Origin of the sequence: Leucobacter chinensis (genome assembly GCF_019049105.1) — a bacterium.
Lineage (GTDB): Bacteria > Actinomycetota > Actinomycetes > Actinomycetales > Microbacteriaceae > Leucobacter_A > Leucobacter_A chinensis.
Window position 1 is genome coordinate 403,078 of record NZ_JAHQZR010000001.1, and the last position, 11,335, is coordinate 414,412.

General features: G+C 63.3%; 9 protein-coding genes. 5 read left to right on the plus strand and 4 right to left on the minus strand.

Annotated elements, in window-relative coordinates; translation table 11 throughout:
• Window positions 1-274: 274 nt before the first annotated feature.
• Window positions 275-1,564, plus strand: a complete 1,290-nt coding sequence (locus KTJ78_RS01885) for a calcium:cation antiporter (RefSeq protein WP_217132106.1) — start codon at window positions 275-277, stop codon at window positions 1,562-1,564.
• A 6-nt stretch (window positions 1,565-1,570) separates the two neighbouring features.
• On the opposite strand, the gene KTJ78_RS01890 is transcribed toward KTJ78_RS01885, so the two are convergent.
• Window positions 1,571-2,302, minus strand: coding sequence for a DNA alkylation repair protein (locus tag KTJ78_RS01890; protein ID WP_369807929.1), 732 nt, complete (start codon window positions 2,300-2,302; stop codon window positions 1,571-1,573).
• A gap of 29 nt (window positions 2,303-2,331) precedes the next feature.
• The gene (locus tag KTJ78_RS01895) at window positions 2,332-2,817 is read right to left on the minus strand and encodes a MarR family winged helix-turn-helix transcriptional regulator (protein ID WP_217132109.1); all 486 of its coding nucleotides are present in this window, start codon (window positions 2,815-2,817) and stop codon (window positions 2,332-2,334) included.
• 158 nt (window positions 2,818-2,975) lie between these two features.
• On the opposite strand from KTJ78_RS01895, the gene KTJ78_RS01900 reads away from it, so the two are divergent.
• Together KTJ78_RS01900 and KTJ78_RS01905 are read left to right on the plus strand one after the other, a co-directional pair.
• A complete protein-coding gene (locus tag KTJ78_RS01900) occupies window positions 2,976-4,550 on the plus strand; it encodes an AMP-binding protein (protein WP_217132110.1) in 1,575 nt (524 codons plus the stop codon).
• 78 nt (window positions 4,551-4,628) lie between these two features.
• The gene (locus KTJ78_RS01905; RefSeq protein ID WP_217132111.1) at window positions 4,629-5,129 is read left to right on the plus strand and encodes a nucleoside deaminase; all 501 of its coding nucleotides are present in this window, start codon (window positions 4,629-4,631) and stop codon (window positions 5,127-5,129) included.
• Window positions 5,130-5,174: 45 nt separating this feature from the next.
• Here the strand turns inward: KTJ78_RS01905 and KTJ78_RS01910 are convergent, their stop codons facing one another.
• Entirely contained in the window at window positions 5,175-7,520 is a 2,346-nt protein-coding gene (locus KTJ78_RS01910) for an ATP-binding cassette domain-containing protein (protein ID WP_254259236.1), read from the minus strand.
• Between the two features lie 46 nt (window positions 7,521-7,566).
• On the opposite strand from KTJ78_RS01910, the gene gluQRS reads away from it, so the two are divergent.
• Window positions 7,567-8,502, plus strand: coding sequence for a tRNA glutamyl-Q(34) synthetase GluQRS (gluQRS, locus tag KTJ78_RS01915; protein WP_369807930.1), 936 nt, complete (start codon window positions 7,567-7,569; stop codon window positions 8,500-8,502).
• On the opposite strand, the gene KTJ78_RS01920 is transcribed toward gluQRS, so the two are convergent.
• Window positions 8,489-9,313, minus strand: a complete 825-nt coding sequence (locus KTJ78_RS01920; RefSeq protein WP_217132114.1) for an SGNH/GDSL hydrolase family protein — start codon at window positions 9,311-9,313, stop codon at window positions 8,489-8,491. The two genes, gluQRS and KTJ78_RS01920, sit on opposite strands and share 14 nt — an antisense overlap.
• Window positions 9,314-9,358: 45 nt before the next feature.
• On the opposite strand from KTJ78_RS01920, the gene KTJ78_RS01925 reads away from it, so the two are divergent.
• Complete coding sequence (locus KTJ78_RS01925; protein ID WP_217132116.1) at window positions 9,359-11,164, plus strand: DEAD/DEAH box helicase; 1,806 nt, start codon at window positions 9,359-9,361, stop codon at window positions 11,162-11,164.
• Window positions 11,165-11,335: the final 171 nt, after the last annotated feature.

Below are 11,335 nucleotides of genomic sequence, written 5' to 3' on the forward strand. Positions count from 1 at the left end.
AACACGTTACATACTCATGTGGCGGGTTCCCGTTTGGTGTTTCTAGCGACTCTTTGACTTGCTGATGGGCCTGGTGCGTGGTGCCGGAGCTGCCTAACTCACACGTGGCGTATCGGCTCGACGGAGCCATGCTTAGTCGGCGATGCTCAGGAACCGATCGCCGCACAGAGACATCGGTTACGATTGTCGTAGCCGCGCGAGAAGCCGGCCAGGCGGGACGACCCGGCTGATGACGCTCTTCTTCGAGGACGACCTCGAGGGAAAGATTTCGATCATGCAACACACTCTTCGAAATGCGTGGGTTCGTCCCATCGATCTCGTTCGTATCGCCGTGGGCTGGGGCTCATTCGTCGTGCTCACGCTGTGTGCTTCCGTGCTCGGCAGTTCGGTTTCAAGCCCGGTGCTGTGGTGCACATTCGCCGCTATCGTCGCCGTGATTCTCTTGTGCTCGTTCGGCGTGGTTGAGCAGGCCGAGGCGCTTGCGCACCGGCTCGGCGACCCCTATGGCTCGCTCGTGCTCACCCTCTCGATCGTGATGATTGAGGTGATTCTTATTACCGCAGTCATGCTCGGCCCTGGCGAGCATGAGACCATCGCGCGCGACTCGGTGATGGCGGTCTCGATGATTATCACCAACCTCGTGGTTGGGTTCTCGCTGCTCGTGGGCGGGCTGAAGCGAGGTGCGATGCGGGTTAACCGCACCGGTGTCTCTGCTTACCTTGCGATGCTCGTCGTGCTCATCGGACTTGCCTTTGCGCTGCCCGCGGTTGTCGGCGTCGACGGGGCGTATACAACGGGGCAAGAGATTCCCATCATCGTGCTCACGATTGGGCTGTACGCATTCTTTCTTGTGCGCCAAATGGGCGCGCAGGCCGACGATTTTCGTGACCCAGCCGATCTCGTAGCGCGCTCAGGCCAGAACGGTGCCAGGGGCGGCGGGGCGATGGTTGGCCAAATGCTCGTTGGCGCAACGAGAACTGGTCAGCAAGCGCCCGACCAGCAAACACCCGATCAGAGGGCGCCGGGGCAACAAGAAGCCGCAGGGCCAGCGACCACGCAGGCCACGGGTGAAGCCGGGCGCGATCCGCTGCGGGTGATCGTTGGGCGGCACAAGGGTGAGATCATCACGCGATTCGTGCTGCTGATCGTCACCGTGTTGCCGATCGTGCTACTTTCGCACGATATGGCCTCGCTGCTCGATGACGGGCTTGATCGCATCGGGGCTCCGATTGCGCTCGCGGGCGTGATCATTGCGATGATCGTTTTCTTGCCAGAGTCGCTCACCTCGGTGCGAGCCGCACTCGGAGGCGAGGCGCAGCGGGTGAGCAACCTGTGCCACGGGGCACTCGTTTCGACGGTGGGGCTGACGATTCCTGCGGTGCTCGTGGTTGGAATGCTCACGGGGCAGCGAGTGGTGCTCGCCGAGTCTCCTGCGAACCTCGTGATGCTCGGGCTGACGCTGCTGCTGACGCTCGCGACGTTCTCGGCGCGCAGGGTGACCGCGCTGCACGGCGCGACGCACCTCGTGCTGTTTGCCGTTTACGGCATCGTCTTGATGAGCTAATCAGGTCTAGGTGAGTGACCTCAGCCCCCGCTTCGCGATTCGCTCCGTCGCGGGGGTGGGGCTCTCGGCCAGCCACCGTGCGCAGAGTTCGCGAGCCCAGTCGGGCTGATCTTTTGCGGCGTCGTTAATCCAGTTGCTGACCGAATCTTGCACGTATTTTTCTGGGTCTGAGCGCAATGGTTCAAGGAGCGGCAGGCCCATGTCGGGGTTACGCTTGAGCGCGGCAATGTGCGATGCCCACACCCCACGGGGCCGTAGTGCCTCGCTCGCAAAACGGCGCATACGAGGCGACGGGTGCGAGGTATAACGCGTGAGCAGGGTGATGCTCGTCTCGAGTTCCTCGACCAGGGTGGGGCGCGCTGCCATCCACACCCACTCGCGCACGGTGAAATGCGTGTCGTCAGCGAATGGCTCGAGCACGCGTAAGAGGGTGTTTGGGGGCACTTCATCGTTCACGGCGAGTGCGAAGCAAACCCAGCCGCGAACGGTGTCAGAGGAGTGCCGCGAGAGAGCATCGAGCTGCTGAGGGGAGGCGAACGCCGCGAGCGCGGTGCCGATGTGCCGCATGCGCTGCAGAATGCCGAGCGGATCGGCCTCGGCGACCGCCCGGTGTAGTGCGTCTGGCGCGTCGGGCCAGACCGTGCGCATGAGGAGGGGTTGATCAATCGCGAGTGCTTCGCTGAGGGTGCGTGCTTGCACAGCGCCGGTATTGAGCAGAGCTTGGTGTTCGTGGTTCACCTTCGAGGGGGATGAAGCTCCGGGAGGAGTCACGAGCGGCCTCCCGCTTCGAGTGCGTCATGCAACTCACCGAGTGCGCCTAGAGTGGCGTCGCGAGTTTCGGCGTTCACATTCGAGGTGAGTGACTTGAACCAGGTTTTGTATACCGGCATGAGGTCATTGAGCAGCGCCTCGCCTTTTTCGCTGAGTGTCAGTTGCGAGCGGCGGCGGTCGCTTCCCGACGTTTGCCGTATGACGTACCCAGCGCGGTCGATCCCGTCGATAAGGCCCGTCACGGTGGCCCGGGTCACCTCGAGGTGATCGGCAAGCTCGGCCGCGGTGATGGAGGGGTGCTGTTCAATCGCGAGCATCGCCGCGAGGCGCGACTCAGAGAGGCCGTAGGGCGCGAGCATGTCAGCGCAGGCGCGGTCGATGTCGCGGGCCACCGAGAGCACCGAGAGTAGGAGTTCAGCATTGGGCGGTGTGCCAAGTCGCTCGTTGAGCAGTTGGTGTTTCATTGAGATATATGAAGTCATTAGGCGCCATACTATCAGGTACCAAACCAGATTCGTGCTCAAGGAAACATTCGGTAACAAAACGCCAACAGCTGTGCCCAAAGCTGAAAGATGTATGACACACTGGGCAATGTCGACGACTTGTTGTACGAATACGCCAAATGATCAAAGGAGATCACATGGTCCACAGCCAATACGCTGACATTACTATTCCCGAGGTTTCGATCTTTGAATACCTCTTTGCCGACATAGACGCTGCCGATCTTGACAAGGTGGCCATCATCGATGGCATGAGCGGGGCAGAAACTACGTACCGTTCGCTTATCGCCCAGGTCGAAGGTTTCGCGGGCGCACTTGCGGTGCGCGGCGTCGATGTCGGTACGGTAATGGGGCTCCTCTGCCCGAATGTTCCAGCCTTCGCGACGGTCTTTCACGGAATGCTGAGGGCAGGCGCAACGGCTACGACCCTGAACTCGCTCTACACCCCGGCCGAGATCGCGAACCAGCTTCGAGATGCGGGCGCGACCTGGCTCGTCACGGTATCACCGTTGCTCGAGGGTGCAAAGATTGCTGCCGCCGAGGTCGGTATTCCCGACGACCGGCTCATCGTTCTCGACGGGGCCGAGGGGCACCCGAACCTCATGCAGCTGTTGCAAGAGGGCAACCCTGCGCCGCACGTCGAGTTTGATCCGCTCACTCACCTCGCGGTGCTGCCGTATTCGTCGGGAACGACCGGTAAACCGAAGGGCGTGCAGCTTACCCACCACAACCTCGTGGCCAACGTTCACCAGACGAGCTTGCTCATCGGGCTCTCTTCGAGTGACCGCGTGCTCGCCGTGCTGCCCTTCTTCCACATTTATGGCATGACTGTGCTGCTCAACCTCGCGGTCAAGCAGCGCGCAGGCCTCGTGACGATGCCCAAGTTTGATTTGCCAGAATTTTTGCGGATCATCGCCGAGCATCGTACGTCCTGGGTATTCATCGCGCCGCCCATTGCCGTGGCGCTCGCGAAGCACCCGCTCGTCGACCAGTTCGATATGTCGCCTGTCAAAGTCATTTTCTCTGGCGCGGCCCCGCTCGACGGTCACCTCGCCGAGGCCGTTGCGAAACGTCTCGATTGCGTCGTTGCCCAGGGCTTCGGCATGACCGAGACGAGCCCCGTGGTGTGCTCGATTCCCGAGGAGCGCACCGATATTGACCGCTCAAGCATCGGCCTGCTTTTGCCAAACACCGAGGGACGCATTGTCGATACCGAGACCGGGCAAGATGTCGAGGTTCCAGAGAATGGGCAGAGTGAACCGGGTGAGTTCTGGGTGCGCGGGCCACAGGTGATGAAGGGCTACCTCAATCGGCCCGAAGACACCGCTGAGATGCTCGACTCAGACGGCTGGCTGCGCACCGGCGATATCGCGACGATGACCGCTCAGGGCGAGTTCTTCATCGTCGATCGACTCAAAGAGCTCATCAAGTACAAGGGATATCAGGTTGCTCCTGCGGTGCTCGAGGCGGTTCTGCTTGAGAACCCGGTGGTTGCCGACGCGGCAGTGGTCGGTTCGCTTGATGCTGATGGACAAGAGGTGCCGAAGGCCTTCGTCGTGTTGCAGCCGGGGGCTGAAGCCGACGAGCAGACGATTATCGATCACGTTGCCGAACGAGTCGCTCCGCACGAAAAGGTGCGCGTCGTTGAATTCATCGAGGTGATTCCGAAGTCGAGTTCTGGCAAGATTCTGCGCAAAGATCTTCGTGCCATGTAACAGGCCAAACGGGGGAGTCTCGGTGTTCAGGCTGAGGCTCCCCTGGTAACTTTCACGAGGGTGTGATGGAGTGAGAGTATGACTGCTTCACGAACACTTACCGAAGAAGACACCCGATTCCTGACCCGCTGCGTCGACCTCGCTGAAGAGGCACTCGACCTGGGCGATGAGCCATTCGGCTCGATTCTCGTTGACGCCGAGGGCGTTGTGCGCTTCGAAGATCGCAACCGCGTGGCGGGAGGCGACCACACGAGGCACCCAGAGTTTGAGATCGCGCGCTGGGCGGCCGAGAACATGAGCCCTGAGGAGCGTGCCATTGCCACGGTCTACACCTCCGGCGAGCACTGCCCGATGTGTTCGGCTGCGCACGCGTGGGTTGGGCTCGGCCCGATCGTTTACGCGACGAGCACCGACCAACTGAGCGGTTGGTACCTCGAGTGGGGCATCGCGGCTGGCCCTGTGCTGCCGCTGCCGGTGCAGTCGGTTGCCCCGGGCATTCGCGTCGCTGGGCCCTCGCCAGAGCTCAGCGACCGTGTGCGTGCGCTGCACGCGCGGCTTCGGGGCGTTGCCGAGGCTTAGGCGCAGTGGGGCCTTTAAGGCCCCACTGCCCAGGGCGGCCGAAGCTTACGCGACGTAGCGTGCCAGGTGCTCTCCCGTGAGTGTCGAATGTGCTTTGACGAGCTGTTCGGGAGTTCCCTCGAACACGATGCGGCCACCCTCGTGGCCTGCGCCCGGCCCGAGGTCGATGATCCAGTCTGCGTGGGCCATGACCGCCTGGTGGTGCTCGACAACAATGACCGACTTGCCGCTCTCGACGAGGCGGTCGAGCAGTTCGAGCAGGCGCTCGACGTCGGCGAGGTGCAGCCCGGTGGTTGGTTCGTCGAGCACATAGATCGAGGCGTCTTCGGCCATGGTCATTGCCAGTTTGAGGCGCTGTCGTTCGCCACCCGAGAGTGTTGAGAGTGGCTGCCCGAGGGTGAGATAGCCGAGGCCGACGTCGACGAGTCTCGTGAGCACCGTCTTCGCTTTCGGCACGCTGACCCCTGGCTGCTGCACGAATGCGAGCGCGTCGTTCATGCTCATAGCGAGCACATCGACGATGCTGCGCTCCTCAAGACGGTACTGCAGCACTTCGTCAGAGTAACGGCGCCCCTCACACACCGGGCAGGGAACCGAGGCCTCGGCGAGCACACCGAGATCGAGTGACACCTCACCAACGCCCTTGCACTCGGGGCAGGCGCCCGCAGAGTTCGAGCTGAAGAGCGCGGGCTTCACACCATTGGCCTTGGCGAAGGCGCTTCTGATGCCGTCGAACATGCCCGTGTACGTTGCGGGGTTGCTGCGGCGCGAACCACGAATGGGTGTTTGATCAATGACGGCGACACCCGGCTGGGGCGAGATCGAACCGTGCACGAGAGAGCTCTTGCCCGAGCCCGCGACACCCGTGACGACGGTGAGCACCCCGAGGGGAACATCGACGTCAACCTGCTCAAGGTTATGCAGTGCCGCACCGCGAATGGGCAGCGAGCCGGTGCGTTCACGCACGGTGGGCTTCGTACTTGCCCGGTCATCGAGGTGCTTGCCGGTCAGCGTGCCGCTCGCCCTCAGGCCAGCAACATCACCCTCGTAGCAGAGCTCGCCACCGAGTGCCCCCGCTGCCGGCCCGAGGTCAATGACGTGATCGGCGATCGCGATGGTCTCTGGCTTGTGCTCGACGACGAGCACCGTATTACCTTTATCGCGCAGGTCGAGTAGGAGCCGGTTCATGCGCTCGATATCGTGCGGGTGCAGGCCGATGGTTGGCTCGTCGAACACGTAGGTCACGTCGGTAAGGCTTGAGCCGAGGTGGCGAATCATCTTCGTGCGTTGTGCCTCGCCCCCTGAGAGTGAGCCGGCAGGACGGTCAAGCGAGAGATACCCGAGACCGATGTCAACGAACGACTGCAGCGTTGCAGTGAGCGACGCGAGCAGCGGCGCGACGCGCTCGTCGCTCACGGTTGGCAGCCACTCAAGCAGGTCGCTGATTTGCATGCGGCAGAGGTCGGCGATGTTCTTGCCCTCGATGCGCGACGATCGCGTGAGTTCGCTGAGGCGCGTGCCCTTGCACTCTGGGCACTCGGTAAAGGTAATGGCGCGGTCGACAAACGCCCTCACATGGGCCTGCATGGCCTCGCGATCTTTTTGCAGCATTGACTTTTCGATGCGTGGAATGAGGCCCTCATAGGTGACGTTGATGCCCTCGACGCTGAGCTTCGTCGGTTCGGCGTTCAGCAGAAGGTCGATCTCATCGGCGGTGAACTCGCGAAGCGGCTTATCGAGCGCGAAGAGCGCGCCGAAGATGCGACCCCACCACCCGCTCATCGAGTAACCGGGAACGAGAATCGCGCCCTCTTCGAGTGTTTTCGACGCGTCAAAAAGCGCCTCCCGGTTATAGCCAGAGACCAGGCCCCGGCCCTCGCAGTTCGGGCACATGCCACCAGTGACAGAGAAAGATCGACGCTCTTTGACCGTTTTGCCGTCTTTCTCGAAGCTGACAGCACCGGCGCCCGAAACTGATGCAACGTTGAAGGAGTACGCCTGCAGGTTACCGATATGAGGGGTCGCGATGCGGCTAAAGAGAATGCGCAAGAGTGCGTTCACGTCGCTTGCGGTGCCCACGGTCGAACGCGGGTCTTGGCCGAGTGGCTTCTGATCGACGATGATGGCGGTCGTTACCCCTTCGAGCACATCGACGTTGGGGCGGGGCAGCGTCGGCATAAACCCCTGTACGAATGCACTGTACGTCTCGTTGATAAGTCGTTGCGACTCGGCTGCGATGGTGTGAAAAACGAGCGAGCTCTTGCCTGAACCAGAAACCCCCGTGAAGACGGTGAGCCGGCGCTTCGGAATCGTGACTGAGACACCCTTGAGGTTGTGCTCTCGTGCCCCGAGAACCGTGATGTTGGTGTGCTGATCAGCTGCGTGGGTCATGAGCAAAAGAATACGGTGTGCCACTGACATTCGGTACTCTAAGATGGTGCAACACGAGAAATATTCAGGGGCGGGCCGCTACGCGCCGAGCCCCTCTGGCGATCTGCACCTTGGTAATCTGCGCACAGCCCTTCTCGCATGGCTCTTCGCCCGCTCGACGGGGCGCTCCTTTGTCATGCGCGTTGAAGATCTCGACAGGGCACGTGATCAGGGTTCCGCGGCGACACAGCTTGAGCACCTTGCGTCGCTCGGGCTCAACTGGGACGGCCCTGTCGTGTGGCAAACCGAGCGCATCGACGCCTACGCCGGCATCGTTCGTCAGCTTGACGAAGCTGGGCATCTCTACGAGTGCTACTGCACCCGCCGTGAAATTCTCGAGGCGCCCGTTGCCCCTCACCAGCCACCCGGCAATTACCCGGGCACCTGCCGCGATCTCAGCGAGAGCGAGCGACGGGAGGCGAGGCGGCGTATTGCGCCGCGATCCGCCGCCCTTCGCCTGCGCTTCGACGAACCACACCGCGAGATCAGCTTCACCGACGGCGTCTGCGGCGAAACGACGGGCGTGATTGACGACTTCGTGATCATGCGCGGCGACGGAGCCTACGCCTATAACTTCGTCGCGGTCGTCGACGACGCGTGGCAGGGGGTCGACCAGATCGTGCGTGGTGACGACCTGCTCGCCTCGACGCCGCGGCACATCGCCCTGCAGCGACTGCTCGGGTACGCGCAGCCTGAGTACCATCACGTTCCGCTCGTATTAGGCCCAGACACAAAGCGGCTCGCAAAGCGCGACGGGGCAGTGACGCTGCCCGAACTGCTTGAGCAGGGTGAGACGGCCCAATCGGTGCTGTCGCTGCTCGGCGCATCGCTTGGCCTGAACGAACAGGGAGCGCGGGTGACGACCCAGCAGCTGCTCGAACGCTTCGACGAGGCTCGACTACCGCGCGAGCCCTGGGTGTGGCACCCGGCTAGCCCCCAATAAGGTCGTCGGGCAGCGGCTTCGCCTCGGGCCACTTCGGCGCGACATGATCGCCCGATGACTCGCGCTTCAGCCGGCGAATCACCCACGGCACGAGATGCGTGCGAGCCCACACCACGTCTTCGGCGCGCGCCTCGCGCCAGCTGTGCGGGGTGACGGGAGGCGGATCGAGCGGGGTGAGCTTGTGCGGAACCCCGAGCGCGTCGAGCACCCGAAGCGCGACCGTGTGGTGGCCGAGCGCGTTCATGTGCAGCCGGTCGTCAGCCCAGTAGCGCGGATCTTTGAGCTCGGTGAGCCCCCATTGATCGGCGACAATGCAGTCGTGCCGGGCAGCGATCGCGCGAACGTTCTCGTTGTAGATCGCGGCTTTTCCGCGAATGCTCTTAAACACGGGCGTGAAGCTCACGTCGACCGCCGTGAAGATGACGATCGTCGCGCCGCCAGAGGCAAGCCTCGTGACGATGCGCTCGAGTTTCGCGGTGATCTCGTCGGGGTCAGAGCCAGGGCGCAAGACATCGTTGCCGCCCGCGCAAATCGTGATGAGGTCGGGTTGTAAGGCGAGGGCCGCGTCGACCTGCTCGCTAGCGATCTGATCGACGAGCTTGCCGCGCACCGCGAGGTTCGCGTACGAGAAATCGCCGTCGGGGTGCATAGCACTCAGCACCTCGGCGACACGGTCTGCCCAGCCGCGCAGGCCGTTCGGGCGTGTCGGAGCGGGATCGCCCACGCCCTCAGTGAAGGAGTCGCCGACCGCGACATACCGCGACCAGGGTAATTCAAGCGAGGCATTCATGTCAGGATTCAGCGGTGTCATATCTCTACGATAATGTAGATCGTCGTGGACGAACGGGATGATGAGATGACAGGGCAGCTGGATGACGGCTCGCCGACCCCCGGCACCCACGCTGCTGAGCATCTTTCGCCCGCGTTTCCGGGCCGTGCCCCGTGGGGAACGGCAGGGTCGCTGCGTGCCTGGCAGCAGGAGGCGCTCGAGCGCTACTTCGAGACCGAACCCCGTGACTTTCTCGCCTCGGCAACGCCCGGAGCTGGTAAGACGACCTTCGCGCTGAGGCTCGCCGCCGAGCTTCGTGGCCGCCGAACCGTCACCCAGATCATCGTTGTTGCCCCGACCGAGCACCTCAAAGAGCAGTGGGCCGCTGCCGCTGCCCGTGTTGGCATCAGACTCAACCCGCAGTACTCGAACGCCGACGGGCAGAGTTACGGCCGTCACTTTCACGGCGTCGTCGTGACCTACGCGCAGGTCGCGATGAAGCCAATTCAGCACCGCCTGCTCACTGACCGCGAGCCGACGCTCGTGATCATGGACGAGGTGCACCACGGCGGTGATGCCCTCAGCTGGGGTGACGCGATTCGCGAGGCCTACAGCACCGCGACGAGGCGCCTGTCGCTCACGGGAACCCCCTTTCGCAGCGACGACGCCGAGATTCCCTTTACTCTCTACCAGCCCCAGCCAGACGGCACGAGGGTTTCGATCACCGACTATGACTACGGCTACGGCAGAGCCCTCGCCGACGGCGTCGTGCGCCCGGTCGTGTTCATGGTCTACGCGGGCAAGATGCAGTGGCGCACCTCTGCCGGCGAGGTCATGGAGGCCCGGCTGGGCGAGGGCAACACGAAAGACATCACCTCGCAGGCGTGGCGCACCGCGCTCGACCCCGCAGGCGAGTGGGTCTCGCAGGTGCTGCGCGCCGCCGACGTTCGGCTTACCGAGACCAGGCTGCAGGTTCCCGACGCGGGCGGCCTCGTCATCGCGACCGACCACGCCTCGGCGAGGGCCTACGCGCAAATTCTCAAGAGCATCACGGGCGAAGACGTTGCGCTCATTCTCTCTGACGACGACACCGCGAGCGCGAAGATCGACGAGTTCTCAGAGGGCGAGTCACGCTGGATGGTCGCGGTGCGCATGGTGTCTGAGGGCGTCGACGTGCCGAGGCTCATGGTCGGCGTCTACGCCACGAGCTCGGCGACCCCGCTCTTCTTCGCGCAGGCCATCGGCCGTTTCGTGCGTTCGCGCCGCCGCGGCGAGGTTGCCTCGGTGTTCGTGCCGAATGTTCCCACGCTCATGCAGCTCTCGGCCGAGCTCGAGAAAGAGCGCAGCCACGTGCTCGACATGGTCGCGAAGGGCGACACCTGGGATCTCGAAGCGTCAATGCTCGACGCCGCCAACCAAGAGGATCGCGCGTCAGACGAGCTCACGAACGAGTTCGTCTATGAAGCGCTCTCGTCAGACGCCCACTTCGACCGGGCCCTGTTCGATGGCGCCGAGTTTGGTGGCTACGCCGAGGTTGGCAGCGAAGAAGAACTCGACTTCCTGGGGCTGCCAGGCCTGCTCGACGTACACGAGGTGCAGGCTCTCCTGCAGCAGCGCCAGGCACGCCAGGCGAAGCGCAGCGCGAACCGGCAGGGCATCGTCGAGCACGCCCCCGAAAAGGCTGAGGCCCCGCAAGCCCTGCACCGCACGCTCGGCGAGCAGCGCAAACTACTCAACAGCCTCGTCGGCCTCTACGCGAAGACCACTGGTGAGCAGCACGGCCAGATCCACAACGAGCTGCGCCGCATCTGCGGCGGGCCGCTCGTCGCGAGCGCCTCGGTGACCCAGCTGCAGGCGCGCATCGACGTGCTGCGCAAGCGCTTGCGACGGTAGCGGGTCTCGCGGCCTCGCCGGTCGAATCTGGCGGCGGATCGTGCCGCGTGATCCGCCGCGAAAGCGATTGCCGGGCTATGCTCGATCGTTGGCGTCGTTGGCGTCGTTGGCGTCGTTGGCGTCGTTGGCGTCGTTGGCGTCGTTGGCGTCGTTGGCGTCGTTGGCGTCGTT

Bases quoted from the DNA above. Each gene is read 5' to 3' on its own strand.
- KTJ78_RS01885 (WP_217132106.1), top strand. From the start codon at position 275: ATGCAACACACTCTTCGAAATGCGTGGGTTCGTCCCATCGATCTCGTT.
- KTJ78_RS01895 (WP_217132109.1), bottom strand. From the start codon at position 2,817: ATGACTTCATATATCTCAATGAAACACCAACTGCTCAACGAGCGACTT.
- KTJ78_RS01925 (WP_217132116.1), top strand. From the start codon at position 9,359: ATGACAGGGCAGCTGGATGACGGCTCGCCGACCCCCGGCACCCACGCT.
- KTJ78_RS01910 (WP_254259236.1), bottom strand. From the start codon at position 7,520: ATGACCCACGCAGCTGATCAGCACACCAACATCACGGTTCTCGGGGCA.
- KTJ78_RS01905 (WP_217132111.1), top strand. From the start codon at position 4,629: ATGACTGCTTCACGAACACTTACCGAAGAAGACACCCGATTCCTGACC.
- KTJ78_RS01920 (WP_217132114.1), bottom strand. From the start codon at position 9,313: ATGACACCGCTGAATCCTGACATGAATGCCTCGCTTGAATTACCCTGG.
- KTJ78_RS01900 (WP_217132110.1), top strand. From the start codon at position 2,976: ATGGTCCACAGCCAATACGCTGACATTACTATTCCCGAGGTTTCGATC.